General features: G+C 42.7%; 24 protein-coding genes. 10 read left to right on the top strand and 14 right to left on the bottom strand.

Going from position 1 to position 25,628, the window contains the following annotated elements; translation table 11 throughout:
- Positions 1 to 120: 120 nt before the first annotated feature.
- Entirely contained in the window at positions 121 to 594 is a 474-nt protein-coding gene (locus tag FHS10_RS26780) for a hypothetical protein (RefSeq protein WP_259097074.1), read from the bottom strand.
- A gap of 342 nt (positions 595 to 936) precedes the next feature.
- Here FHS10_RS26780 and FHS10_RS26785 point away from each other — a divergent pair, with 342 nt between their 5' ends.
- Entirely contained in the window at positions 937 to 1,545 is a 609-nt protein-coding gene (locus FHS10_RS26785) for a DUF1684 domain-containing protein (protein ID WP_259097075.1), read from the top strand.
- A 1,214-nt stretch (positions 1,546 to 2,759) separates the two neighbouring features.
- On the opposite strand, the gene FHS10_RS26790 is transcribed toward FHS10_RS26785, so the two are convergent.
- The 5 genes from FHS10_RS26790 to FHS10_RS26810 all read right to left on the bottom strand — a co-directional run bounded on the left by FHS10_RS26790 (position 2,760) and on the right by FHS10_RS26810 (position 4,668).
- Positions 2,760 to 2,930, bottom strand: coding sequence for a hypothetical protein (locus FHS10_RS26790; RefSeq protein WP_259097076.1), 171 nt, complete (start codon positions 2,928 to 2,930; stop codon positions 2,760 to 2,762).
- 50 nt (positions 2,931 to 2,980) lie between these two features.
- The gene (locus FHS10_RS26795) at positions 2,981 to 4,042 is read right to left on the bottom strand and encodes a hypothetical protein (protein WP_259097077.1); all 1,062 of its coding nucleotides are present in this window, start codon (positions 4,040 to 4,042) and stop codon (positions 2,981 to 2,983) included.
- A 69-nt stretch (positions 4,043 to 4,111) separates the two neighbouring features.
- Positions 4,112 to 4,267, bottom strand: coding sequence for a hypothetical protein (locus tag FHS10_RS26800; RefSeq protein ID WP_259097078.1), 156 nt, complete (start codon positions 4,265 to 4,267; stop codon positions 4,112 to 4,114).
- Between the two features lie 44 nt (positions 4,268 to 4,311).
- On the bottom strand, positions 4,312 to 4,455 hold the full coding sequence (locus FHS10_RS26805; RefSeq protein WP_259097080.1) for a hypothetical protein: 144 nt from the start codon (positions 4,453 to 4,455) through the stop codon (positions 4,312 to 4,314).
- A gap of 57 nt (positions 4,456 to 4,512) precedes the next feature.
- Complete coding sequence (locus tag FHS10_RS26810) at positions 4,513 to 4,668, bottom strand: hypothetical protein (RefSeq protein ID WP_259097081.1); 156 nt, start codon at positions 4,666 to 4,668, stop codon at positions 4,513 to 4,515.
- A 566-nt stretch (positions 4,669 to 5,234) separates the two neighbouring features.
- Here FHS10_RS26810 and FHS10_RS26815 point away from each other — a divergent pair.
- Positions 5,235 to 6,677, top strand: a complete 1,443-nt coding sequence (locus tag FHS10_RS26815) for a hypothetical protein (RefSeq protein WP_259097082.1) — start codon at positions 5,235 to 5,237, stop codon at positions 6,675 to 6,677.
- Positions 6,678 to 6,769: 92 nt separating this feature from the next.
- Here the strand turns inward: FHS10_RS26815 and FHS10_RS26820 are convergent, their stop codons facing one another.
- The 3 genes from FHS10_RS26820 to FHS10_RS26830 form a co-directional block, all read right to left on the bottom strand.
- Positions 6,770 to 7,060, bottom strand: coding sequence for a hypothetical protein (locus tag FHS10_RS26820; protein WP_259097083.1), 291 nt, complete (start codon positions 7,058 to 7,060; stop codon positions 6,770 to 6,772).
- Positions 7,061 to 7,279: 219 nt separating this feature from the next.
- Positions 7,280 to 7,648, bottom strand: coding sequence for a helix-turn-helix domain-containing protein (locus FHS10_RS26825; RefSeq protein ID WP_259097084.1), 369 nt, complete (start codon positions 7,646 to 7,648; stop codon positions 7,280 to 7,282).
- 138 nt (positions 7,649 to 7,786) lie between these two features.
- A complete protein-coding gene (locus FHS10_RS26830; RefSeq protein ID WP_259097085.1) occupies positions 7,787 to 10,087 on the bottom strand; it encodes an ATP-dependent helicase in 2,301 nt (766 codons plus the stop codon).
- Positions 10,088 to 10,865: 778 nt separating this feature from the next.
- On the opposite strand from FHS10_RS26830, the gene FHS10_RS26835 reads away from it, so the two are divergent.
- From FHS10_RS26835 to FHS10_RS26845, 3 genes are all read left to right on the top strand, one after another.
- Positions 10,866 to 13,355, top strand: coding sequence for a putative glycosyltransferase family protein (locus FHS10_RS26835; protein WP_259097086.1), 2,490 nt, complete (start codon positions 10,866 to 10,868; stop codon positions 13,353 to 13,355).
- A 423-nt stretch (positions 13,356 to 13,778) separates the two neighbouring features.
- On the top strand, positions 13,779 to 15,152 hold the full coding sequence (locus tag FHS10_RS26840; RefSeq protein WP_259097087.1) for a dipeptidase: 1,374 nt from the start codon (positions 13,779 to 13,781) through the stop codon (positions 15,150 to 15,152).
- 535 nt (positions 15,153 to 15,687) lie between these two features.
- Positions 15,688 to 17,505, top strand: coding sequence for a glycoside hydrolase family 2 protein (locus FHS10_RS26845; RefSeq protein ID WP_259097089.1), 1,818 nt, complete (start codon positions 15,688 to 15,690; stop codon positions 17,503 to 17,505).
- Positions 17,506 to 17,638: 133 nt separating this feature from the next.
- Here the strand turns inward: FHS10_RS26845 and FHS10_RS26850 are convergent, their stop codons facing one another.
- Genes FHS10_RS26850 through FHS10_RS26860 form a run of 3 tightly spaced genes read right to left on the bottom strand, consistent with a single transcriptional unit; the run spans position 17,639 to position 19,469 of the window.
- Entirely contained in the window at positions 17,639 to 18,508 is an 870-nt protein-coding gene (locus FHS10_RS26850) for an AraC family transcriptional regulator (RefSeq protein WP_259097090.1), read from the bottom strand.
- 60 nt (positions 18,509 to 18,568) lie between these two features.
- Complete coding sequence (cynS, locus tag FHS10_RS26855) at positions 18,569 to 19,012, bottom strand: cyanase (protein ID WP_259097091.1); 444 nt, start codon at positions 19,010 to 19,012, stop codon at positions 18,569 to 18,571.
- Between the two features lie 43 nt (positions 19,013 to 19,055).
- On the bottom strand, positions 19,056 to 19,469 hold the full coding sequence (locus tag FHS10_RS26860) for a nuclear transport factor 2 family protein (protein ID WP_259097092.1): 414 nt from the start codon (positions 19,467 to 19,469) through the stop codon (positions 19,056 to 19,058).
- A 216-nt stretch (positions 19,470 to 19,685) separates the two neighbouring features.
- Here FHS10_RS26860 and FHS10_RS26865 point away from each other — a divergent pair, with 216 nt between their 5' ends.
- Together FHS10_RS26865 and FHS10_RS26870 are read left to right on the top strand one after the other, a co-directional pair.
- Positions 19,686 to 20,534, top strand: a complete 849-nt coding sequence (locus FHS10_RS26865; RefSeq protein WP_259097093.1) for an SDR family NAD(P)-dependent oxidoreductase — start codon at positions 19,686 to 19,688, stop codon at positions 20,532 to 20,534.
- 77 nt (positions 20,535 to 20,611) lie between these two features.
- Positions 20,612 to 21,535 (top strand): helix-turn-helix domain-containing protein, encoded by a 924-nt coding sequence (locus tag FHS10_RS26870; protein WP_259097094.1) that lies wholly within the window; start codon positions 20,612 to 20,614, stop codon positions 21,533 to 21,535.
- Between the two features lie 124 nt (positions 21,536 to 21,659).
- On the opposite strand, the gene FHS10_RS26875 is transcribed toward FHS10_RS26870, so the two are convergent.
- Positions 21,660 to 22,307: a hypothetical protein gene (locus tag FHS10_RS26875; protein WP_259097095.1), complete on the bottom strand. Its 648-nt coding sequence runs from the start codon at positions 22,305 to 22,307 to the stop codon at positions 21,660 to 21,662.
- A gap of 24 nt (positions 22,308 to 22,331) precedes the next feature.
- Positions 22,332 to 23,792 carry a patatin-like phospholipase family protein gene (locus FHS10_RS26880; protein WP_259097096.1) on the bottom strand — a complete coding sequence of 487 codons (1,461 nt, stop codon included), beginning with the start codon at positions 23,790 to 23,792 and terminating at the stop codon, positions 22,332 to 22,334.
- 363 nt (positions 23,793 to 24,155) lie between these two features.
- On the opposite strand from FHS10_RS26880, the gene FHS10_RS26885 reads away from it, so the two are divergent.
- From FHS10_RS26885 to FHS10_RS26895, 3 genes are all read left to right on the top strand, one after another.
- The gene (locus FHS10_RS26885; protein ID WP_259097097.1) at positions 24,156 to 24,281 is read left to right on the top strand and encodes a hypothetical protein; all 126 of its coding nucleotides are present in this window, start codon (positions 24,156 to 24,158) and stop codon (positions 24,279 to 24,281) included.
- A 261-nt stretch (positions 24,282 to 24,542) separates the two neighbouring features.
- Complete coding sequence (locus FHS10_RS26890; protein ID WP_259097098.1) at positions 24,543 to 25,013, top strand: (2Fe-2S)-binding protein; 471 nt, start codon at positions 24,543 to 24,545, stop codon at positions 25,011 to 25,013.
- On the top strand, positions 25,010 to 25,618 hold the full coding sequence (locus tag FHS10_RS26895; RefSeq protein WP_259097100.1) for a hypothetical protein: 609 nt from the start codon (positions 25,010 to 25,012) through the stop codon (positions 25,616 to 25,618). Before FHS10_RS26890 ends, FHS10_RS26895 begins: the two co-directional genes overlap by 4 nt.
- The last annotated feature ends 10 nt before the right edge of the window (positions 25,619 to 25,628 follow it).

Here is a 25,628-nt window from a genome sequence, read left to right on the forward strand (position 1 = left end):
CAGGTTTTTAATATCCATATCACTTAAATACCATTCAACCGGCGAATAATTATCAAGATGAATATCGCTTAAAAGTATCCGCGAGCCGTTTTTAAGTATTAACCAATTACTGTTACTAAGCTAAGCCTCCTCGCCCAGGTTTTTAATATCCATATCACTTAAATACCATTCAACCGGCGAATAATTATCAAGATGAATATCGCTTAAAAGTATCCGCGAGCCGTTTTTAAGGTGAACATATATGCCAAACGTACTTTCAGAGCGGGAACTGATGGTATTGTTGCTATAAGCCGTGATATCAGTTAATTCAAATTTTTTTGCCGGTAACATTAAATATTTAACCTCAAAGGTTTTGGCTTCATCATCCATAATTACCCAATACGGTATATAAAGAAGCCGCCTTATCCAAAAAAGATTAGCAGCTATAAGTACAAAAAAAACCGCACCATCGTTGATATGATCCCCGGTTACAGGATGATGCCTGTTGTAATAACCAAGCCGGTAGCCATAATATAAAAGGCCAATAATGAGTACTATTTGAAAACCTGTCTCTAAAACAAGGTTAACTTTCTTGGGCCCTATTTCGGTTACCATATTGTGTAGGTTTAATGCTTTAGCGAAAGTTACAAAAATTATTGAAATAACTCATTTCCGGATAATTGCTGTCTATTTAATGCATTTCCAATCAAGGCAAACACATCTAATTGGGTTAACATAACTTAACACATTTCAGATAAATATTTTATAAATATTTAACAATCAACTATTTATATTTTTACATAGTTAACACTAAACTGATGTATCGCGCGATTAAGGCACATCCAAATATTTGTGCCTGTTGTTACCCAATACAGGTGCCGGATATATCAATAGTAAATTTAATTTTGCATCTTCACCCTTATAATCATAACCTTAGGTTACACAATAGAACATCTCATGAAAATAAAATACTGCCTGGCCTTCCTGTTACTCATCAGCCTAAAAAGCCTGGCTCAGGATCATAAAACTATGATTGCCGCATATCGCAACCAATACGCGGCCGATTTTTTATCGGATGCCCATTCGCCATTAAAAAAGGATGACCTGCAATTTTTGCGGTTTTATGATGCGGATAGTACTTACAGCGTTACTGCTACCGTAAAATTATTGGCTAAAGAATCGCCATTTGTAATACCCGCCTTTAGTGGTACTGGTGGCAATTATGAACGTTACGCTTTACTGAGTTTTACGCTTAAAGGCAAACCCATGCAGCTTACTTTATATAAAAGCCTGGCCCTGGCACAAAATCCGCTTTACAGCGACTACCTGTTTTTACCTTTTACCGACGATACTAACAGCCAAACCACTTACGGCGGCGGCAGGTATATAGATATGCGTACAGGTGATATTAAAGATGACAAGTTGACTATCGACTTTAATAAGTCCTATAATCCCTATTGCGCTTTCGGCAGCGGTTACTCCTGCCCTAAACCACCAGACGAAAACAAATTAGCGATTGCTGTTGAAGCCGGCGAGAAATTATTTGTGGGAGCGAAAGTTCATTGAGAAGAGATATACGAATTGTTTGCCAATATAACGATGGGCCACTTCAGCTACATATCTTAACGGGCTTTGCATGATTAATGATCTGTTCAATCCTGCCGATAAACACATTCAAAAATGTTTGTTATCCTGACAATAGAGAAGTCTGCAATTGGCAGAGCGAAGATTCTTCATGCCTACCGATGACAACTTAAAGATCCGTCAGTGCGAGTAATAAAATCCGCGAACTTTGAAGGTTGAGATGACAATGACCTTTACCCCCCGCCGTCATGCTGAGTTATAAAATTTCGCGGAATTCTGAAGGTAGAATGACAATATATAATACTATGTCATTTCGAGTTTTAAAATCTGGAGGACTCTGAAGGTGGAAATGACGTAAGAGTTTGTCATCCTGAGTAAGTTTTATTTGCGCACAAATAATCGCATTGAAAATGACAAGTAAAAATAGACTCTAATAATCAGCAGGTTACAGACTTGTCATTGGCAGGAACGAAGGATCTTCTTCGCCCTGCTAATTGCAGACTTTTCTAACGAAGAAGATCCTTCAAACGTTCAGGATGACAAACGTTTTTTAAAAAACGTCATGGGTAGGTACGAAGCAATCGCGAACTGTGCAGATCCGCCCTGTAGAGCATGAGATTGCGCCGTGCCTCGCAATGACATGGTGGACTTGTCATGGGTAGTTATAAAATCTGGGAGCTCTGAAGGGGGAAATAACAAAGCGATGAGAGACTTACGAAGTTTTTAAAACTTCGTAAGTCTGGATCTACAACTTGTCATGCTGAACTTGTTTCAGCACCTCACTCGCTAAGTATACATCATGCGGGTTACCTGTCCTGTGGGGTCCTGAAACAATCAGGATGACTTCCGTTTTACAACTCGTCATGGGAAGGTACGAAGCAATCGCACGCTAAACAGGGCAGATCCGCACAGTTCGCGATTGCTTCGTACCTCGCAATGACATAGCTTTATATTGTTATTCCCCCTTCAGAGTCCCCAGATTTTACAACTGCCAATAACAAACCTTTTAAGCTTTGCAATTCTTAAATTCACCATTAAAATTATTTGTATTATATAAGGTATAAAACGCGCTAAAACCGGGAGGCTTCAATGGAGAGATCCCTGATCATCCAGGGAGGCGTTATATTTTATTAAACCTTGCCAACAGAAAGGTTGATACATTTTATCAACCTGCGGCATCGATAAGAGAACTGTAGTTAATCGGCGGTAGCAAGGTCAGATTTTGAACCATGACCGGCCGGGGTTGAGAAAGAGGCTACTTCTGTTTTTGCTTTCCCATTGGTATCAGTATTATTTTTAGTACTCAGTGAATATGCTGTTATGCCAGATGCTAACACTATGGCTGTGGCAATGATGATCTTTTTCATGTTGTTGTCGATACGTTAAAATGATTAAAACTTGTTCGCTTGCAATAAAACTATGCTGCGAAATCTGCCTGGCCTAAGTCTTTTTTCGGACCGCCCATTGCTGCGAAGTCTGCCTGACCTAAGTCTTTTTTAGGACCGCCCATTGCTGCGAAATCTGCTTGACCTAAATCCTTCTTTGGACCGCCCATGGCTGCGAAATCTGCTTGACCTAAATCCTTCTTTGGACCGCCCATGGCTGCGAAATCTGCCTGACCTAAGTCTTTTTTAGGACCGCCCATGGCTGCGAAATCTGCCTGACCTAAATCTTTTTTAGGACCGCCCATGGCTGCGAAGTCTGCCTGGCCCAAGTCTTTTTTAGGACCACCCATTGCTGCGAAATCTGCCTGGCCTAAGTCTTTTTTAGGACCACCCATTGCAGCGAAATCTGCCTGACCCAAATCTTTTTTCGGACCACCCATTGCTGCGAAATCTGCCTGACCTAAATCTTTTTTCGGTCCGCCCATTGCTGCGAAATCTGCCTGACCCAAATCTTTTTTCGGACCGCCCATGGCTGCGAAATCTGCCTGACCCAAGTCTTTTTTAGGACCACCCATTGCTGCGAAATCTGCCTGACCCAAGTCTTTTTTAGGACCACCCATTGCTGCGAAATCTGCCTGGCCTAAATCTTTTTTCGGGCCACCCATTGCTGCGAAATCTGCCTGGCCTAAGTCTTTTTTAGGACCACCCATTGCAGCGAAATCTGCCTGACCCAAATCTTTTTTCGGTCCACCCATTGCTGCGAAGTCTGCCTGACCCAAATCTTTTTTCGGACCGCCCATTGCTGCGAAATCTGCCTGGCCTAAATCTTTTTTCGGTCCACCCATTGCTGCGAAATCTGCCTGGCCCAAGTCTTTTTTCGGTCCACCCATTGCAGCGAAATCTGCCTGACCCAAATCTTTTTTCGGACCGCCCATTGCTGCGAAGTCTGCCTGGCCCAAGTCTTTTTTAGGACCGCCTTTTAGGGCTGGTGCTGAAGTTTCTGTTTTAGTACTGGTTACGGCGCTGGCAATGTTTGATACTGAAGTTAGGAAAGTGCTTAATGCTAAAGCTGCTATGATTGATGACTTTTTCATGATTGTTTTATTGGAGTGTAGGGGATGATATTTTTGTTTGTGAGTTTTTCTGTTGTTGTAATTTGATAATTAGTCGGCCTGGCCTAAATCTTTTCTGAAGGCTGTGGTTGACGGTGCAATTACACTTGCTTCGGGTTTTGCGTTTTGCTTATCCGGAGTTTGTGATGATAAAATACCTGTAGCGGTAGTTAATGTTACAATGGTTATGATGATGATCTTTTTCATGTCTGTGTTAAATTTTTGTGTTTTAAACTAATCGTGTTATTAAATTAATCGGCCGTTCCCAGATCCCTTCGGTCGCTTGTAGCAAAATTGTGCAGCGCGGCAGTTTCAATAACTACCTGTTCTTTTTTGCATGATGTGAAGATGCCAGAGAATAAAACTGCCAGGGAAATGGTGATTAATTTTTTCATGATCGTTTTTATAATATTTTGAAAATGGTACTACGTTATTTAAGGTCTCTTTTAAAATCAATCGGCAACTGCCAAATCTCTTTTAAAGCCGTTATCCACTTTTATGAAGGTGGCATGCAATGGCTGATCAACCTTTTTTGTCGATTTTAAAACCGCTGATGATAAAACTTCGGTGCCTGATACAAGCAAAGCCAGAAGGATGATTTTTTTCATATTTATCAATATTTTATATTAGTATTCTATATTATTAGTTAATAGTTAACTATGTATTTACAATAAACCTGTTCGCTATTTTTAGCGATATATAAAACGACCCGTAACTATTATCTATCCATTTTTTTTGGATAAAACCGATGGAATATTTTTAATATTTTACAGTTTTATTCATCCATTTTTTGATTTTAATAAAATAATTTGTTAGTTTTAATATATAAACCCAGTTGCTAAGAACAAGCATTTTCATACTTTTTAATTATATTTTCACCACCTGGTAGCTTATTTGCAACACATAGAGCATTTTAAGTATTTTTCACTGTTTAAACCACAGAATGAACAGCATTTTTTGTACATAAAATACACACTATTTCTCACTATTACACACTTTAATACACACAATAATCAACTGTGTAACAAGTAATTAAAAGAACAAATATATAATATGTTTTTTAAAAAACTGACCAAAAAAATTAAATAATTTATTTAATTTTTTCCCCCGCGTTTTTCGCTATATGAAGTATAATTTATAACTTTCCGTTTCAATATCACGTAACAGTGCTTTAATGAAAAGAATCATCATCTTTCTTTTATTCTTTTTTACAGGATTCTCTTTATTAGCGAAAGATTTGGATGGGGCTATTGCAAGCGACACAACGGAAGTTATCCGAATGAATAAACAGGCCTTGGCCAACCGCCTTACCGATCCGGAACAATCGTCAATTGACGCGGCCAAGGCTTTGGATATGGCCCGTAAAATTGGTTACAACAACGGTATTGCCGAAGCTTACCGCGTTGCTGGCATCGCTAATTATTACCGTGATAATGCCGAAAAATCATTTGAAAATTACCTTAGCGCCGTAACCTATTTTGTAAAAGCCGGCAACCTTGGCGGCGAAGCCAATGTTTATAACAATATGGGCAACCTTTTCAGGGATCATGATGCAAGCCGGGCCCAGGATTACTTTTTTAAATCGCTGGCTATAGCTAATAAGCTTAAGGATATCAATTTAATTGCGAAGATTAAACTCAACCTGGGCAACGTTTATAACCGTAAAAACAGCTTGCACCAGGCACTTAAATTCACTGAGGAAAGCAAGGCGAGCTTTGTAATATTGAAAGATTCCATAAACATTATTCAATGCTTACAAAACTTAGGGGTTATACAATATAAGCTTGCCAATTATGGTGCTGCTTTATCCCTTCTGCTGGAAGCCAACGCAGCCGCTAAACGGTATGACCTTAGTGAAACTATAGCCGGCGTTAATCTTACCCTTGCATCACTATATATTAACCAGAAAAAGTTTGATGAGGCCGAGGCAATTGTAAAAGAAGGCGTTATGTATTCGGCACTGGTAAAAGACCCAAAAATGGATTATGACTATAAACACACTACCTATGAGCTTGAGTTTAACCGCAGGGATTACGCTAAAGCTCTTTTTTATTTAAGGGAAATTTATAAGATTGACAGTACCACATATACCACCAATACATCGGTACAAATGAAGCTGATTGAGGCTACCCGTAAACAAGAAGAGCAGCGTAAAGAGAGCGAACGTGCCGCCGAGCGGCAGGCATATGACCGTACTAAGTTTTGGGCCGTTACTATTGTTGCCGGCCTTTTGCTGGTTGTAATAGGTTTGCTTTTTGGTAATGTAAAACGAAAAGCAAAAACAAATGCCCAGCTTACCTTACTTAACGGCGAGGTATCCCGGCAGAAGGATAACCTTGACCGTATTAACCATCACCTTGAAGAGATCATTGATGAGCGTACCAAAGACCTCCAGATCAAGAACCGAAAGTTATCCGAACACTCCTCCTATCTATCGCACCAGATTCGCGGGCCGATAGCTACCCTGCGCGGATTGATAAACCTGGAAAGAGAAGGCCTTGTTGACGAAAAAGAATGCATTGCCATGATGGATAAATGCGTATCCGAAATTGACGAGAAGATCATAGATATGAGCGATATGCTGCATAACCCATCGAGGACTACGACTACTACGTAGTGGGAAAGTCAAAAGTCAAAATTAAAAAGTCAAAAAATCTGCTGCGACAGGTAAAGTCTTAACTCTTGATTCTTGTTTCTTGACTCTGAATTCTAATTAAATGGCACCGTACTATGAATCTGAGCTTCTATGAGGCCCAGGTAGATGCAATACCATGATATCATTTGCAGAATAAGCAGCTGACGGTGCTTTTTGTAGCCCTGGGTTTCAAACGCTATGGTTTCATCGCCGGCGGTAACAAAAAACCTCACTTCGCCTTTACGGGGCTTAAACCTCGACCGCAGCATATCAAATGCCTTAACCTTTAGTTTACTATGCGGATCATGAATAGTTCCATCTTTTACAGCTTCGTTTTTTGAAATTGATATCAGGTAATTAGACATATGTTTTCATTATGGTATCACATACGTCGCAATTTTTACTCCAAAACCATATAAAAATGGCTATAAAAACAAATTTGCCTATATAGCCATCAAAAATTTCCCATGATTAAATATTATTAATCAATATTTAACAAGGTAAAATAGCAAACTTATAAAAGTGTAGCAATTAGTGTATTATAAAACATGTATTGTAAGGTTTACAACACATATTTTAAAAAACTATACAGCAATAACAGTTTTATTACGCAATTCTTCGTATAACAAAATCACTTTGCGCTGCAGGTTGGCAATCTCGGCTTCGCGGTCAACCAATTTCTTTTGAGCTACACTGAGGTTTGAAGGTGTCATATCAATTTGTTCGGCATCAAGTGCAAGCAGGTTCACTACATTGAGCTCAAAAATATTGGCTATCTGTTCCAACCGCGACAGGTTGATATCCGTGACGCCGGTTTCAATTTTCGAAAACGCAGGTATAGAAATACCTAAACGGTTTGCTACATCTTCCTGACTCCATCCATGCTGATGACGTAGTGTACGAATGTTTTTGCCGACAAATTTATTTGTCTTCTTTTTAGTGTGATCGCTCATTTTAGGGTATCAATAGTAAGTTAATTAATAAAACATATCCAAACGTTATGCCATCATTAAATTACCTTTAAACCTGTGTCGTTCAAGCACAATCGCACACAAAACGGGGAATAAATTCCACAAAAACGGAATTAACTGTTAGTTTATATTGTTGATAATACTCAGTTTAGCAAATTTCAGCAATAGTTGTTTTTGCCCTATCTCTTTAAAAAATATAGTAGCCTTAACATCCGGCTTCGCTCCTTCTAAACTCAATACCTTACCAAAGCCAAACCGCTCGTGCTCTACCTCCATACCTACCTGTAGGTTTGAAGTATCTGAAGGTTTAAAGCCAGCCGATGGCACGTGTGCCTTGGCCAGTATTGAGGTAGTTTTAACCGGTGCTGATGTTGCCGGCTTAGGTTTTGAAAAAGCATCGGCTTGCTTGCCGCCACCTGTCCAGGCCTTCCGCTCGTCATCAAAAAATGGATTATTACTACCGCTGGTCGGTTTGGCGCTGTAATCAAGCTCCAGGTATCTGGCATCAATCTCATCCAAAAACCGGCTTGGTTCGCAGCTAATGAGCGTACCAAACTTAAAGCGCGATGTAGCATAGCTAATCACCAGTTTACTTTCGGCACGGGTAACAGCCACGTAAAACAAGCGGCGCTCCTCCTCCAGGTCGCTGCGTGAGTTGAGCGACATTTGCGATGGAAACAGGTTTTCTTCCAATCCCACCACATGCACCTGTGAAAACTCAAGTCCTTTTGAGGAGTGTATCGTCATCAATGATACCGTATCGGCATCCTTGTTTTTATCCTTGTCATCGTTAGTAAGCAAGGCTATATCCTGCATAAAAATATCCAGGCCTTTTTCTTCAATATCCTCGCGCTCGCTAAATTCCTTAATACCGTTCAATAACTCCTGGATGTTTTCGTACCGGTTTAAACCCTCTACCGATTTATCTTCATACAAATCTTTCAGCAAGCCCGAGTGCTGCGCGATATACAAAGCCGACTCATACGCCGACTTGCTTTTAGCCAGCACCTGGAAACTTTGGATCATGGTAGCAAAAGCAACCAGCGTAGCCGGTGCCTTACCATCAAAATATTTAGCCGGGTCTGTAATTACCTCCCACGGGGTAACCTGGTGTGCATCGGCACTTACAATGATCTTATCAACGCTGGTGTCGCCAATACCACGCTTAGGGTAGTTAATAACGCGCTTAAGCGCTTCCTCGTCGTTAGGGTTAAACGTTAGGCGAAAATAGGCTATCAGGTCTTTAATTTCCTTACGCTGATAGAATGAAAGTCCGCCATATATTTTATACGGAATACCTAACTTTCGCAGGGCTTCTTCCATAGAGCGCGACTGGGCGTTAGTACGGTACAAAATAGCAAACTGTGCCCATTTTTTACCCATGCGACTGCGGTCTTCCATAATGGCTTCGGCTACCATTTTACCTTCTTCGTTATCGCTAAAGGCACGCATGATCTTTATTTTATCGCCCGCTTCCTTTTCGCTGAAAACGTTTTTCTTTAACTGCTCTTTATTATTGCTGATGATGCTGTTGGCTACATTCACAATATTTTGGGTTGAGCGGTAATTTTGCTCCAGCTTAAACACTTTCAAATCGGGATAATCCTTTTCGAAGTTGAGGATATTTTGAATGTTGGCACCACGGAAAGCGTAAATACTTTGCGCATCATCACCCACCACACATAAGTTTTCATTTACCGCGGCCAGTTTCTTCACAATCAGGTACTGCGAAAAGTTGGTATCCTGATACTCATCCACCATCAAGTATTTAAACTTGTGCTGATATTTATTGAGCACATCTGGATGAAGTTTAAGCAACTCGTTGGTTTTGTACAGCAAATCGTCAAAATCCATAGCACCGGCACGGTAACAGCGGGTGGCATACTGTTGGTAGATTTTGCCCAGCTGCCCGCGGCCGCTCGACATATCGTCGGCCTGGATCTGCTCGTTCTTGTTATATTCCTGGAACGATATCAGGTTATTTTTTGAGGCCGAAATACGGTTAAGTACAAAGTTTACATTGTACAACTTATCATCAAGGTTCATTTCTTTTATAATGGCCCTTAAAACGCTTTTGCTATCGTCGGTATCGTAAATGGTAAAGTTGCTTGGGTAGCCAATTTTTTCGGCTTCCACACGTAAAATTTTGGCAAATACCGAGTGAAAGGTGCCCATCCAAATATTTTTGGCTTCGGTACCAACCACGTGGGTAATACGCTCGCGCATTTCGCGGGCAGCTTTATTGGTAAAGGTTAAAACAAGTATATTAAATGAATCAACGCCCTTGCGGATAAGGTGCGCCACCCTATAAGTGATCACTCTTGTTTTGCCAGATCCGGCACCAGCAATGATCATTACCGGCCCGTCTGTTTGTTCAACCGCTGCCCTTTGTTCGGGGTTTAAACCCTGTAAATAATCCAAAATCTTTTCCTCTTTTCTTGAAATGGCGAAATTAAAGGAATTTGTTGAATTTCGGTTTTTTTAACCATCACAAGTTTTCAACCGTGTTAACAATTTGAATTTTGGATTTCGGATGTTCAATTTCGAATTTTGATTATTAAGTTACTTCTAACATTTAATATATATCGATCAGCTTCTAAAAGTCCCTGCTCCTTCGTCCAAAAATCCTTTGTCCAAAAAGATGGCATTCCCGCCGATAAAGCGGGCCGGGCTTTTTGCTCATACTGTTCAGGCCTTAACCACATTGGCCGGTATCCGCGCCAATCCCTAATGCGTTTGTCTGAACCTTAATTTAACACGGTTTTCAGGGTTCAAAGGGGTAATGAGATTTGATTTTAAAATCCTGTAATTGCAAAAATCTGCTTAATCCCGGTTCAGACCAAGGAGTTTAACCTTTGCATTGATTAAAACGCACACCTTACCAACTGGGTTTTGCACCTACGGAGCAAATTTTCGTCATGGTTTGTGCTACAAAGCTTTGGCCCCGATGGGGCATGAAAACCTTGTTTTGTTTTTAATCTTCTTTAATTATTTCTTAAACCATCATTCAAGCATACCCCGTAGGGCTTAAAGCTTTGTAGCAGCATCATTCCACCTTTTTTGCTCCTTAGGTGCAAAACCTATACCTCTATTCAGTCCTACAAATTAATACGCAACTGCATTTCATCGCTCCTCAAAAAACAATTAAAATTATCTAACTCATAATTGTATTTTTAAAAAATATATAATTACTCCGTCTATGATCAATTGGTTTAAGCGCAACGGCACCCATTTTACTGTTGCAGGTGTTTTTTTGGTGATCTGTTTTTTATACTTTTCGCCGGCATTTCAGGGTAAAACATTGGGGCAGGGCGATGTGCTGGGCGCGCAATCAACCCAAAAAGAAATTATGGATTATCGGGCTAAGGATACCACCATTTTGTGGACCAACCAAATCTTTGGCGGTATGCCTGCCTACCAGATCTGGGCACCTTATTCGGCAAATATCGCATCGCACCTGGTTTATTATATCAATTATACCCTGCCAAGTCCTGTAGGTATGGTGCTGGTTTTGCTACTTGGCACCTATATGCTGTTCATCGTTTTAAAGCTTAATCCATGGCTGGCGGCTGCGGGGGCTATCGCGTTTACCTTCACCTCGTACAATATGATATTGCTGGCGGCGGGGCACACCAACCAGGTTTTCGCCATCGCTTTCTTCGCCCCTATTTTGGCTGGCATTATTTTAATTTTTAGGGGAAAGTATTTAACTGGATCGGCTTTGCTGGCGCTGGCACTTACCTTAGAGATTAAGGCCAATCATCTGCAAATGACCTATTATTTAATGATGGCCATCCTCATTTTATTAGGTGTCGAGCTTTTCCACGCCATCAAAAACAAAGCTGTAGCACCGTTCCTGAAATCATTGGGTTATTTATTGGCGGCTTCGGTACTTGCTTTCGCGGTAAATGCTTCGGTATTGTGGAGCACGTATGAATATGGCAAGGATAGCTATCGTGGTAAATCAAATCTAACCCAAAACGCCAAAGAGCCGCAAAACGGCCTATCAAGAGATTACATTTACGAATACAGCCAGGGCATTGCCGAAAGTTTAACCTTTTTGGTACCCAACGCGTCGGGCGGTGCATCGGGTCCCGAATTGCTTGATCAAAATTCCGAAACCGTAAAAACATTTACTGATAAAGGCGTGCCCGAAGAGCAAGCCATTGGCAATGTACAGCAAATAGCGTCCATGCCCGGCCTATCACCCTACTGGGGCGAAAAACTGCGCGGCACCAGCGGACCATTTTATTTTGGCGCGGGCATTTGCTTTCTCTTTGTTTTAGGGTTGATCATCGTAAAAGACCGCATAAAATGGTGGCTTTTAGGTACAGTGGTACTCACTATGCTGTTGTCATTTGGCGGCAACTGGCCATATGTATCAGACTTGTTTTTAAAATACTTCCCGCTTTACAATAAGTTCCGCGTGGTCGAATCTATCCTGGCCGTTACTTGCCTGTGTGTGCCTATCCTGGCATTTTTGGCTATACAGGAAGTGATCAACACGGTCGACAAAAAGATCCTCATTAAAAAACTTTTATTGGCGCTATACATTACCGGTGGCTTAACATTAATATTGATTGTTTTACCCGGCATTTTCCTCAGTTTTAAACCAAGCAACCAGCTTACCGGTATAGGTTATTTAACCCAGGCCCTTAAAGGCGACGCCGCTATGGCCAACCAGGTAGCCAATGCCATTGTTAAAGACCGTGAAGCCTTTGAACGTGCCGATGCTATCCGTTCGCTGGTTTTTGTGGGCCTTACCTTTTTAATTATTTGGGCATTCATCAAGCAAAAAGTAGGCGCAACGGCCGTATCCCTGATGATTTTGGCCCTGGTGTTGGTCGATCTTTGGCAGGTAGATAAGCGCTATTTAAAAGATGCCAACTTTACTGATAAACAGGAAGCCAGTATGCCGCCACGCGAGGTAGACCAGCAAATAGCTAAAGACCCGGATCCCGATTTCAGGGTTTACGATGCCACGGTAGGCATTAAGGTAGATGTACAAAACCCTTTCTTTCATAAAACCTTAGGCGGCTACTCTGCGGCCCGCATGAAACGGTACGACGAATTGATTGACAACCAATTTGGCCAGCAAGTAAACCCGGCAGTTTTAAACATGCTGAACGCCAAATACATCATCACGCCCGATTCGAGCCAGCAAGCGCAGGTACTGCACCCAAACCCGGCAGTATGCGGTAACGCCTGGTTTGTAAAAAGCATTAAATATGTTGATAATGCAGATGCCGAAATGCAGGCACTTACAGGCTTTTCGCCAAAAGATGTAGCCCTCGTTGATAAGCAATACCAGGCTGCAGCCGGTACCACGCAGGCCGGTAACGATAGCACCGCGAGCATCAAACTGGTTAATTACAACCCCGATCATATGGTATACCAATCGGCAACCGCAACTCCGCGGGTAGCTGTTTTTTCCGAGATCTACTATGATAAGGGTTGGAAAATGTTCATTGACGGTGCCGAGAAACCCTACTTCCGTGCCGATTACCTGTTACGGGCAGCCGCCATACCCGCGGGTAATCACAAAGTAGAGTTTATATTTCATCCCGCATCTTATTATGTAGGCGAGGATATTTCCATGGCGGGTTCGGTGTTATTGGTACTGCTATTGGGCGGTGTGGCGTTTGGGGATAGCTTGAAGAAGTATGTGGGGAAAAAGAAGGAAGCTTAGTAATTGATTCATGCCGAATTTATTTCGGCACCTCACAGGATAGATACCGTGTAGCCATATTTTTTTCATTAAAGGAAAATGTCATTTCGAACGAGCAGACGCGGGGAAAAGCAGGGGTGCGAGGAGAAATCCTATACGCTTTGCATGGTCGAATGTCCGCTTTTACAAGATTTCTCCTCTCCTCCGGCGCACAATCCCGCCCCTGGTTCGTTCGAAATGACAAACGTTTTTATTTGGAGCTTAGTTTAACAAAATATGGGTACACGGCACCCCACAAGATAAGTAGCAAGCATGCTGTAAACCTTGCATGTGGGGTGTTGAAACAAGTTCAACATGACTTAAGCTGATTACGTTACATCAAAGTCCCACCTCAACCCGCCATACTTCAATAAACATCAATATATTTGCCTCAAACTTGATATTATGCAGCACATCAAACAATATGTAGACGATAACAGGCAGCGTTTACTCGACGAATTATTTGCCCTTTTGCGTTTCCCTTCGGTTAGTGCCGATCCTAAATATAAAGCCGACGTTTTAAACACTGCCGACTATGTAGCGCAAAGTCTGCGCGATGCCGGTGCCGATAATGTAGAGATTTGCCAAACCGCCGGCTACCCTATTGTTTATGGCGAAAAGATAATTGACAGCACCAAGCCAACCGTGTTGGTTTACGGCCACTATGATGTGCAGCCGGCAGATCCGCTGGAGCTTTGGAAAACCCCGCCTTTTGAGCCTACCGTGCGCGATGGCAAAATTTACGCCCGCGGCGCTTGTGATGATAAAGGTCAGTTTTATATGCATGTAAAAGCCTTTGAGTTGATGATGCAAACTGAAACCCTGCCCTGCAACATTAAATTTATGATTGAAGGCGAGGAGGAAGTAGGCTCATCAAACCTATCGATATTTGTTAAAGACAATAAAGAAAAGTTGAAGGCCGATGTGGTTTTGATCTCCGATACATCGATGATCAGCATGGAGCATCCATCTTTAGAAACCGGTCTGCGTGGTTTATCATATGTAGAGGTTGAAGTTACCGGCCCTAACCGCGATTTACACTCCGGTGTTTACGGCGGCGCGGTGGCCAACCCTATCACCATCCTCGCTAAAATGATAGCCTCTATGCATGATGAGGATAACCATATCACCATCCCCGGTTTTTACGGTGCGGTAGTTGATTTAACGCCCGAAGAACGTACAGCCCTTAACAACGCACCTTATGATGAGGCCGAATACAAGAAAGACCTGGAAGTTGATGAACTTTGGGGCGAAAAAGGTTATACCACCTTTGAGCGCACCGGCACCCGCCCTACTTTGGAGCTAAACGGTATTTGGGGCGGTTATATTGGCGAAGGTGCCAAAACCGTATTGCCATCAAAAGCACACGCCAAAATTTCCATGCGCCTGGTACCCAACCAAACGTTTGAAGAAATTACAGAACTGTTCACCAAACATTTCCTGAGCATTGCCCCGGCCAACGTGAAGGTAAAAGTAACCCCGCACCATGGCGGCGAACCTGCTGTAACCCCAACCGATAGCATTGCCTACAAAGCTGCCCAGAAAGCCATTGCCGAATCATTTGGTAAAGACCCAATCCCAACCCGTGGCGGCGGCAGCATCCCTATAGTAGCCCTCTTTGAAGCCGAATTAGGCCTTAAAACCGTATTGATGGGTTTTGGTTTGGATAGCGATGCCCTGCACTCGCCAAACGAAAAATACGATATTTTTAACTACTACAAGGGGATTGAAACTATCCCCTTGTTTCACAAATATTTTGCAGAGCTAAGTTTGGCTTAGGAGCAAGGATTTTTGGACAAAAGATAAAGGACTTTTTTGGAAGGAAAGACTTTCGGATAAAAGATAAAGGACTTAACAGCCGGCGGATGGTTTCGCCGGCTGTTTTTGTTTACGATCCCCCCGAACTCTCGGGCTTCCCGTAATTGTCAGCAGAACAGCTTCGGGCGAAAACGGGCAAAACAATGAGGGGCGGTGTGGCCGCAGGGCATAGGGAGTTTTTGCTCGTGTGCGGGATAGCGGGTAGGCGCAAAATAATCCCAGCCCAGGTTTTGCCCGTTTTGCAGGGCAGAGGCCTTGAGCGTAAAGAAGCATTTCTGGTGACTTGATTTTTTGGATACTTTTGTATCAAGACAAAAGTATCTGGCCTCCCGCGACCAGGAGCGGGCCGATGTAGTAGCTTCTACAAAGCAATTTCATTACCCGGAATTCGATATGTGCTAATGTAGCTTCGAACAACAAAAAACAGAACAGATAAGGACAGCTATTTATATTATTTGCCATAAGTTTGAGTTAGCTCAGGTTAAACTAATAAACCATGAATAAAAACCAAACTAAACAGCTGCTGCTATCTTTATTTTTCACCATTAATTGTTACTCTGCTTTATTAGCGCAAGTAGCCGTTTTACCCACCGCGTGGACCAAGGCGGCCATGGATGCCCCCGTCCCCTTCCCCGAATATCCACGCCCGCAATTACAACGTCCCGACTGGCTATGTCTGAATGGTGAATGGGATTACCGGGGTGGCAAAGATATAGAGAACGCGCTCGATCCTGCAAAACCTATAGTATTTACAGGCGAAGCGGGTAAAATCCGGGTACCCTATTGCCCCGAATCGGTTTTATCAGGCGTGCAGCGCAAGCAGGAGATCAATATGTGGTACCGCCGGAGTTTTGAGGTGCCTTCGGGCTGGAAAAACAAGCAGGTGATTATTCATTTTGATGCTGTAGCCCACCATACCACTCTGTTTGTAAACGGGCATAAAGTCGGCGCGCATGCCGGCAGCTATGATGCTTTCAGTTTTAACATTACTCCGTTTTTAACCACGGGTAAAAATACATTAGTTGTTGCGGCCTATGATTTAAACGATGGCCGGGTGCCATCGGGCAAAAGTGGCCCACGGGGCGATTATACTTTTTGCTCGGGTATTTGGCAAACTGTATGGCTGGAGCCAGTGAACAAAACCTACATCGAAAACATCCGTTTACTACCCGATTTGGCCAATAACCGTTTAAAGGTATTGGTGAATACCCAAGGCACAGCAAAGATAACAGCGGTAGCCCTTGACGGCAACAGCGTAGTTTCACAGGCCGAATCTGCAAACGACACCTACTTTTATCTGCCCATTAAATCGCCTAAACTGTGGTCGCCGGAAGATCCGTTTCTGTACGATTTGAAGATGACCCTGAAAAATGCGGATGGCAGTATCGCAGATGAAGTGAAAAGCTATTTTGGCATGCGCGATATTAAACTGGGCAAAATTAACGGCGTTACCCGGCCTTTAATTAATGGAAAATTCATGCTACAGCTTGGCTTGTTGGACCAGGGTTACTGGCCCGATGGCGTTTTAACCGCCCCTACCGAAGAGGCGCTTAAATTTGATATCCAATTCACAAAAAACGCCGGTTATAACCTCATCCGCAAGCATATGAAAACCGAACCGCAGCGGTTTTATTACTGGGCCGATAAAATGGGCTTACTGGTTTGGCAGGATATGCCGGCCATATGGTACCAAAACGAGGATACCCTAAAAACCCGCAAAGAATTCAGGAGGGAATTGAAAGCCGTGATGGACGATCATTATAATTCACCATCCATCATCACCTGGGTACCTTTTAATGAAAACTGGGGCGCGTTTGATGTTAAAAACATCACCAATTGGGTTAAGCAATATGATCCTTCGAGGTTAGTTAACGGCAACTCTGGTTTTAACAATAATCCCGATTATCAAAAAGCATACGGCGATCCCGGCAATGGCGATTATGTGGATACCCATATCTATGTAGGTCCGTATGGCGCATCGGTGCCCGACGAACATCGCGCCGCATCCTTAGGCGAGTTTGGAGGCGTAGGCCTGTTTGTACGCGATCATATGTGGCCTGTAGCCAATAATGCCTATGATTACGAACCAACAAAAGCACGCCTAACCGACCGTTATTTATTTTTGCTTGACGAGGTAGAACAACTCATGAAATATAAAGGCCTCAGCGTAGCCATCTATACCCAAACCACCGATGTAGAGCACGAAGTTAATGGTGCACTAACTTATGACCGCGCCATTGAAAAAATGGAAACAGACCGGGTAAAAGCAATTAATGAAGCCGTTATTAGGGAAAGCTATAAGTTGAATAAGTGATTATTGGACTTGGGGACTATTGTACTTTGAGACTTTAGGATAAAGGACAAAACAGCCGGCGAATGATGTCGCCGGCTGTTTTATGTTACGGCTGTTCGATTCTCCTTCAAACCACTATATCTTAAAACAGTCTTTAAATCCTCCTCCTGAAAGTCTCTGGTGATACCCCGGCCTGGTTCTTAAAAAACTTGCAGAAATAAGAATTGTCTTCAAAATTGAGATTATAGGCAATCTCGGTAACTGTAAAATCAAGGTTGATAAGCATGCGCTTGGCTTCAAGCACAATGCGGTTTCTGATGATATCACCGGCAGAAGCACCCAAAAACTCTTTGCAAATGGCGTTAAGATGGCTTGGGGTAATGCAAAGCAATTCGGCGTAAAATTTTGGCAGGCGCTGATGCTTGTAATTCTGCTCAATCAATTTTTCGAAATTGCGCAGCACTGTGTTGTTACGGTTTCCTTTATTATCCAACGCAAGGCTATAACGATCTGATTTGGCTATTAAAATAAAAAATTGCAACAGCAGCACACGTAACAGATCCACCTTGAACCTGCCCTGGCCCTCGGCCTCCAGTACAGCTTTTTCCATTATTTCAATCGCTGTCGAGTGATCTGCCTGGGAGATTTCTGTTTCCGAGTAATGAACATTGCCGCTAAAAAACGGAAACTGTTCCAGGTACTGGCTATCGTAAAGAAAAGATTTGAAAAAATCAGCAGAAAAATTGATCACATAGCCATCAACTTCCCCCTCAAAATCCCATCCGTGTACCTGGCCGGGGGCCATAAAATAAACGTGAAAGGGAGCAATGGTAAAAGTTTCAAAATCAATGGCGTGGGTACCTGCACCACTGGTGAAAAGAATAATATGGTAAAAATCATGACGATGCGGAAAATGAAGTTTCCGCATCGCTTTCAGATACGGGGCCAATGACTTTATGATCACATCCTGTTCCTGTGCATATGAAAATTTGCAAATATCATAAACAGGGAACTCTTTCTTCATTCTATCTAATATCGCTTTTCCGGTAAAGATACATAAAGGCCATTTGTAATAATTCCCCGTTTACCATTTTTTAAAGGGGAGGAATTTACCTTCCATCGTTATTTTAACGCGGTCGCCGTTGGGGTTTTCAACCCGGTCAATATCCATGGTGAAATCTATGGCGCTCATGATACCGTCGCCAAATTTTTCATTGATAACTGCCTTCAGTGTAGAACTATAAACCTGCAGTAATTCGTAAAAACGGTATTGCGTAGGATCTGTTGGCGGTGTTTGTTCCAATGAACCCCTTAAAGGTATTTCCTGTAGCGATTGGATTTGTTCCTTATTAAGTCCGATTAAAACACCTGCCGTTTCAGCATCCGCCTCATCCATCACTGCCTGTCCATGTAAAGCAAGGGTTGTCCATACCAGGCTTTTACCTATGGCATCAGCAACAGCCTGGTAACTCATCTTTTTGTCTTTAAGGGTTTCTATAATTTGCGGTGTAGCTATTTTCCTGTCCATTTTTTTATTGTTTATAATTTTAATAATTGTCAGTTGTCTCTAACTAAAAAATCCGGCGTTCTGTTGCTGCGATAGGCACATCATTAATGCTGGCATAACGTGTCTGCATCAGGCCGTTTTCATCAAACTCCCAGTTTTCGTTGCCATAAGCCCTAAACCACTCGCCCTGGTCGTTACAGTATTCGTACTCAAAACGCACAGCTATCCGGTTATCGGTAAATGCCCATAATTCCTTTTTAAGCTTGTATTGATGTTCCTTTTCCCATTTGGCGGTCAGCAGCTTTACAATTTCTTCGCGACCGTTAACAAATGACGACCGATTGCGCCACTCGCTGTCTATAGTATAAGCCAGGGATACTTTAACAGGATCTTTGGTGTTCCAGGCATCTTCTGCCAGTTGAACTTTTTGTTTAGCCGTTTCGATATTGAATGGCGGCAAGGGGTGTCTTTGTTCCATAACTACTGATTATATTATGTTTCATTTATATAACCAAAGGTAGCTTTTGCCATTTGTGCCGGCGTGGAGGTTTTCGGGGCGAATGCGGTATAATTTAAAGCGCAACGCACGTATTTTCCTTTTTCTCATTTAGGCTACAAACATCCTCAATTAAGCTACAGGCCGGTAATTGCTGTTGCCCACCTTTGTGGTGTTATTTATTTAAAACATAAAATCATGACACAACAAAATGATATTCCAGGTGCTGTTAAAGTATGGTTCATCACCGGCGCATCCCGCGGATTTGGGCGTGTGTGGGCCGATGCCGCGCTTAAACGAGGCGATAAGGTTGCAGCCACCGCGCGCAACTTAGCCAGCATAGCCGACCTGAAAGAAAAATACGGCGAAAACGTTTTAACATTACAACTTGATGTAACCAAAGCCGCCCAGGCCAAAGCCGCTGTAGAGCAAGCCCATGCCCACTTTGGCAGGCTTGATATTGTGCTTAACAATGCAGGCTATTCATTGGTAGGCACTATTGAAGAAGCCAATGCAGATGAAGTGCGGGCACTGTATGAAACCAACATTTTTGGCACGTTGGCGGTGATCCAGGCAGCCTTACCCTTATTACGCAAACAGGGCAGTGGGCACATTATGGGCACATCAAGCGGCCTTGGCCATGTTACCATGCCGGTAATTGGCTATTACTGTTCCTCAAAGTGGGCTTTTGAGGCTATTCACGAAAGTTTAGCGGCAGAAGTTAAACCCTTCGGCATCAAAGTAACTATTATAGAACCGGGTGCCTACGCAACCGAGTTTGGCAGCCAGGATTCCTTAAAATTTGCAGTCGGTATGGATATTTACGGCGATTTTAAAGCACAGTTTTTTGATGGTTTAAGAGGCATGGAACGCGGCAACCCGGATGCCACACCACAGGCCCTGTTCCAGGTGGTAGATGCCGAAAACCCGCCGTTAAGGTTTAACCTGGGCAGTAACAATTTAGCATGGTTACGTGCCACTTATGCCGAGCGCCTGGCCTTATGGGAACAATGGCAGCCCGTATCGGCATCGGCCCAGGGTAATTAAGTAATCCATTGGTCAATAATTTAATGATAACCGGCATTTTAAAACAATATCGGTTATCATTGTATTAGTTTTTCAGCATGAAAAAAGAAGAAGATTTCCCTCATCAGTTTGATTCATTGTCAGATGCGCACCGTGCTTTGGGTTTACCGCAACCCAAACATCCACTCATCAGCCTCATTAATAATGCCACCACCCAGGCAGAGTTTAGCAGGCCTTCCCGTTCTCATGTGCTTAAGTTTTACAAAATATCGTACCGGCCAAAACTAAGCGGCAGGATCAGGTACGGCCAGGGCCATTATGATTTTGATGAAGGCGGTTTACTGTTTGCCGCGCCCAACCAGGTAATTGGCAGCAATAACAACGACGAGTTAAGGGAATGTTCGTTATATACCCTGCTCATCCATCCCGATTTTTTGTGGAATTATCCTTTGGCCAAAAAGATCAAACAATACGGCTTTTTTTCGTACAGCGCCAATGAAGGCCTGCACCTGTCTGACCAGGAAAAAGCGACCATCATTTCGGTTTTCCAGATGATTGAAGAAGAGCTGAACAGCCGGATTGACGACCTTAGCCAGGATGTGATCATCTCCCAGATTGAACTGTTACTAACCTATGCCGATCGTTTTTACAAACGCCAGTTTATTACCCGCAAAGCGGTAAGTAACGATCTGTTGCAACAACTGGAAAAGGTATTGGACAGCTATTTTGCAGAGGAAAGATCTTTAAGCGAAGGCATCCCTACCGTTCAATATCTTGCCGAAACATTAAACCTATCGCCCAGTTATTTAAGCGATATGCTGCGGTCTTTTACCGGGCAAAACGCGCAGCAGCACATCCACCAAAAACTTATCGAAAAAGCCAAGGAAAAACTATCTACCACCAGTTTATCGGTGAGTGAAGTGGCCTACACCCTGGGATTTGAGCATTCGCAATCATTCAGTAAGCTGTTCAAAACAAAAACCAAACTTTCGCCGCTGGAGTTCAGGCGGTCTTTTAATTGATGGGATAGGCAAATGCCCGTTTACCTGCAACCCGCCGTTGTTTGGTGTCTTCGAGTTATTGTGCACCTTCCAGGCTTTCGCAGATTATCATTCTTATGCAAGCCTCATAACAACTTAAATACGGCTATTTTACCTTCCTGGTTAGGTAAGTAATGAGTCCGAAAAGAGATAATTCCAAAAGCATCCAGTAAAAATAATTCAATGAATGTATGGTGTACTTTCCGGTTATGAAGAAAAACAACAATGCAAAGCAACTACAAATAAAGCCTTTGGTAGCCGATCCCCATTTGATGAATTCCAAAACCTGGTAAGCTTTAAATATCGTAACAGAAGGCTCCTGCGGGTTACTGATCTTTAAGAGTAAAAAAACATTTTCAATGATGTCTCCCAGCCAGGCAACAAGCTGTAGCCAGGCCAGTACGGCAAACACGTACCCACCTGCCCCGTGAATTTTTGTAGCCGTTTTCATACAAAGCAGAAAAATAGCCAGGTAAACGCCAGGCATGTAAATAAAATCGACATATAACTGCCCCTTCAGGGCATTTTTAGACCGTGCCCCTTCTGCCGACGGTAATTTATCAATTCCGGTAATCAGGTGGAACAGCGCTTTTCCAGACATGGGAAACTCCAGATCAAATATGGAAAATTCCTTTTTTACCTGGCCCATGGTTACAAAATTGCGGCTTTGAATAGTCATCACAATAGTTGCGCTTAGCAATACAGCTAAACAAATCAAAAAAAAGCACCAGGTATCGGCAATAAAGAGTATCATAAAAATATTTTTAAAGGGTATTTATTAATTTTCCGGTTTCATTTTCCTGTTCAATTCAGTCTGCATGGCCATACGTTCTTTCTGATACTGCAGCCAATCAAAATCACATAAGAAAGAGGCAGCAGCTAAAGCACCTTTTCTAAACATCGCAAGTTTTTCCTCATCTTTTAAAAAGAAGTTAAGCCAGTTGGTACCAAAAAGTTGGATACTTCCGACCCCCTTTTGAAATACGGCATTTTTATCCAGAAAATCTTTGTCGTAATAGTAACGCACGGTATTGAACAACCGCCAGATATAACTTCCCAGATCCCATTGCGGCGCATCGTTACCGTCATTCTTCTTAGGGTCGGTGTCGTCAAGATCAATGCCGAAAGCCGGTAATCTTGGTTCAATCACTTTGGGATTATAAAAAATATTGATGGGAAAATTTGATAACATTCCGCCATCAACAAAACGAACGGTTTCGGGTATCGATTCCGGCTTTATTTTCAGGTGTTTATCCCAGGCGGCTTGCACATCTTTGTTATCCGTAGGAATTTTGTTAATTATGTACGACTCAAAAAATACAGGTATTGACATTGACGACCGAACGAACGCCGCCGGGTGGATCTCATTGATATCGGCCCTGAACAAATCGCACATCAAGGGTAATTCTATTTTATTTTCGGTCACTAATTCGGATGTAATAAAGGTTACATCGCCCTTTAGCGAGGCTATCGTTCCGCTGTTTGTAGGTCGTAAACTCAACGCAGGTAGCGCTTCGGCCTTCCTATTCAAGTCCGTTACATTATGCACATCGTTCGCCTCCATTTTTTCTTTGATCCATTCGTAAAAAGCGATGCCCGGGTTAATACCGTAACCGCATGCCTTCAAACGGCCAAACAAATAGGTACCATATAACACCGCCACTAAAATTAACAAGATGTCCAGCCCGGTTAACACAAATGACCACACACCCCAAATTGTTAAGCTGGGATATTTGTTGGCCAACCCAAGAAGCAGGATATCCAGGATGCTAAACAATATCAAAAAGCCGAAGATTACAACAATGGAGATGGAAATGCGTTTTTTGAATGATTTATTGGCTATAAAGCTTTTGATGAGCAAGCGCGCGAATGGATGACCATCAACAAAACTGAAGAAATCCATAGTGCACAAGTATTCCAATATGGTGTTTGATTTCATCGTTTTTTTATCGCCAATAACGCACATCAGCGCGGTATTGATAGCCCCCGCGCTGGTGCCTGCAAGCCTGAGAAAGCGGATACCGGCCATTTCAAGAATATAAGTATAGCCTACCAAGGCAATACCGAGCACGCCACCTCCCTTTTGAACCAGGTTTACGTATTGATGACCATCGGCATCCAATGTATCAGATACAAGTAACCCCTTGTAGTCTTCGCCAAATTTATCCTGTAGTTTTTTGAGTGAGCCTGTTACATCCGGATGATTGTAATAATCTTCTGGTTTAAGTTTTTTAGCCATGATAGGGTTTGGTTTAACTATTATAAATATAGTTATTTAAAAAACTAAAATTCAAACACTTATCTCGTTTTTTTTCAATAACCCACAAGTATTGGCATTTAAAGCCTCCAAACGGGGGCACCTGATTTGCATTCATATTACAACATACTTTTCAGCGTAAGCATTATATTTTTTGTTGCCATAGCCCCATTTAAACGGAGACAAATCTGCCAGTCGTGTCCGTTCATAAAGAGTAAAATGAACAAAATGAACAAGAATCCCCCACCCATTTTTCTGATATTTAAATGACAGTTTTTTAGATATTACTTAAAACAAATTACTCCTTAAGCAACTTATCATTTAATAATAAATACACTACACTTTATGGAAACCAAGGAAAAGATCAAAGGAGAGGCGACCAAGGAAACCCATCCCCCAAAAGCAGAAAAACAACAGCAAGGTAGCAACTCAAAAGTTATATACAAACCAAAGCGAAAACCCCTGTTATAGAATAATAAACGGATTACTGAAGGTATGCGCGATAAAGCCGCGCATACCTTTTATCTATATTTTAAAAAACGCTCCGCATTCATCGCCCACGGGCAAATCAAACAGTTGATGCCTGCCTCCTTCTGCGCGTTGGTATATCCTTCCAATAATCATATACCCCTTTTCAATCTAAATTCAAAAAAAACGTTTTTGATAGCGATTGCAGATATGTAGTTTTTTTATAGATTTTTAATTTAAATTTACCTAACTAACCATTTGCATATGATCACCATTACCGTAAACGGGCAACGCCACGATATTGAGGCCGACCCCAATATGCCATTGCTTTGGGTTATCCGCGACATTTTGGGTTTAACCGGCACTAAATTTGGCTGTGGCGCGGCCCAATGTGGTGCCTGCACCGTTCATTTAAACGGCGAAGCCGTGCGCTCATGCGTTACAAAAATAAACCGGGCGGCCGGGCAAAACATAGTTACCATTGAAGGTCTTTCGGCCAATAACAATCATCCGTTGCAATTAGCATGGAACGAAATGAGTGTTCCGCAATGCGGCTATTGTCAATCAGGGCAACTCATGTCGGCAGCAGTTTTGTTGCGCGAAAACCCCAACCCAACAGACCAGGATATTGACGATGCCATGTCGGGCAATATTTGCCGGTGTGGTACTTATCAACGTGTTAGGGCCGCTATACATAAAGCCGCAGCAATGCAAACGGAAGGGGTTAAGTCATGAAAAAACTGATAATTATCAGCTGCTTTCTATCTATAGTTGGGTTTGTTTCATTATCCTTCAGATCTGAAAAGGTAATCAATAAAAACTACCCAACTTTACCTAAGGATAGCGTTGGCTCAACAAAGGCATTTATGTCTGTGTATAAAGTTTTGATGAGCGCGCGCTGCATGAATTGCCATCCATCCGGCAATACGCCATTACAAGGCGACGACAGCCATTTACATACCATGAATGTAACGCGGGGGCTTGATGGGCATGGCGTATACTCCATGCGTTGCAGCAACTGCCACCAGGCCGAAAACACAGCCGGTTTACATATGCCGCCCGGAAATCCCAAATGGGGCCTACCACCGGCAAACATGCGCATGGTGTTTCAGGGCCGCACGCCACGTGAGCTGGCGCTACAGTTGCTTGACCCTAAACAAAATGGTGGCCGTACAAAAGCACAATTAATAGATCATATGGCTAATGACGCCCTGGTTGGCTGGGCCTGGCATCCGGGCGAGGGACGTACCCTGCCGCCAATGAGCCGGCCGGCTTTTGCCGCACAGGTACGTTTATGGATAGCCAAAGGCGCTTATGCACCATCTGCTAAAATCAAATAAAGGATTTAAA

It is taken from the genome of Mucilaginibacter dorajii (genome assembly GCF_024808255.1).
Classification (GTDB): Bacteria; Bacteroidota; Bacteroidia; order Sphingobacteriales; family Sphingobacteriaceae; genus Mucilaginibacter; species Mucilaginibacter dorajii.

Bases quoted from the DNA above. Each gene is read 5' to 3' on its own strand.
- FHS10_RS26780 (WP_259097074.1), bottom strand. From the start codon at position 594: ATGGTAACCGAAATAGGGCCCAAGAAAGTTAACCTTGTTTTAGAGACA.
- FHS10_RS26785 (WP_259097075.1), top strand. From the start codon at position 937: ATGAAAATAAAATACTGCCTGGCCTTCCTGTTACTCATCAGCCTAAAA.
- FHS10_RS26790 (WP_259097076.1), bottom strand. From the start codon at position 2,930: ATGAAAAAGATCATCATTGCCACAGCCATAGTGTTAGCATCTGGCATA.
- FHS10_RS26795 (WP_259097077.1), bottom strand. From the start codon at position 4,042: ATGAAAAAGTCATCAATCATAGCAGCTTTAGCATTAAGCACTTTCCTA.
- FHS10_RS26800 (WP_259097078.1), bottom strand. From the start codon at position 4,267: ATGAAAAAGATCATCATCATAACCATTGTAACATTAACTACCGCTACA.
- FHS10_RS26805 (WP_259097080.1), bottom strand. From the start codon at position 4,455: ATGAAAAAATTAATCACCATTTCCCTGGCAGTTTTATTCTCTGGCATC.
- FHS10_RS26810 (WP_259097081.1), bottom strand. From the start codon at position 4,668: ATGAAAAAAATCATCCTTCTGGCTTTGCTTGTATCAGGCACCGAAGTT.
- FHS10_RS26815 (WP_259097082.1), top strand. From the start codon at position 5,235: ATGAAAAGAATCATCATCTTTCTTTTATTCTTTTTTACAGGATTCTCT.
- FHS10_RS26820 (WP_259097083.1), bottom strand. From the start codon at position 7,060: ATGTCTAATTACCTGATATCAATTTCAAAAAACGAAGCTGTAAAAGAT.
- FHS10_RS26825 (WP_259097084.1), bottom strand. From the start codon at position 7,648: ATGAGCGATCACACTAAAAAGAAGACAAATAAATTTGTCGGCAAAAAC.
- FHS10_RS26835 (WP_259097086.1), top strand. From the start codon at position 10,866: ATGATCAATTGGTTTAAGCGCAACGGCACCCATTTTACTGTTGCAGGT.
- FHS10_RS26840 (WP_259097087.1), top strand. From the start codon at position 13,779: ATGCAGCACATCAAACAATATGTAGACGATAACAGGCAGCGTTTACTC.
- FHS10_RS26845 (WP_259097089.1), top strand. From the start codon at position 15,688: ATGAATAAAAACCAAACTAAACAGCTGCTGCTATCTTTATTTTTCACC.
- FHS10_RS26850 (WP_259097090.1), bottom strand. From the start codon at position 18,508: ATGAAGAAAGAGTTCCCTGTTTATGATATTTGCAAATTTTCATATGCA.
- cynS (WP_259097091.1), bottom strand. From the start codon at position 19,012: ATGGACAGGAAAATAGCTACACCGCAAATTATAGAAACCCTTAAAGAC.
- FHS10_RS26860 (WP_259097092.1), bottom strand. From the start codon at position 19,469: ATGGAACAAAGACACCCCTTGCCGCCATTCAATATCGAAACGGCTAAA.
- FHS10_RS26865 (WP_259097093.1), top strand. From the start codon at position 19,686: ATGACACAACAAAATGATATTCCAGGTGCTGTTAAAGTATGGTTCATC.
- FHS10_RS26870 (WP_259097094.1), top strand. From the start codon at position 20,612: ATGAAAAAAGAAGAAGATTTCCCTCATCAGTTTGATTCATTGTCAGAT.
- FHS10_RS26875 (WP_259097095.1), bottom strand. From the start codon at position 22,307: ATGATACTCTTTATTGCCGATACCTGGTGCTTTTTTTTGATTTGTTTA.
- FHS10_RS26880 (WP_259097096.1), bottom strand. From the start codon at position 23,792: ATGGCTAAAAAACTTAAACCAGAAGATTATTACAATCATCCGGATGTA.
- FHS10_RS26885 (WP_259097097.1), top strand. From the start codon at position 24,156: ATGGAAACCAAGGAAAAGATCAAAGGAGAGGCGACCAAGGAAACCCAT.
- FHS10_RS26890 (WP_259097098.1), top strand. From the start codon at position 24,543: ATGATCACCATTACCGTAAACGGGCAACGCCACGATATTGAGGCCGAC.
- FHS10_RS26895 (WP_259097100.1), top strand. From the start codon at position 25,010: ATGAAAAAACTGATAATTATCAGCTGCTTTCTATCTATAGTTGGGTTT.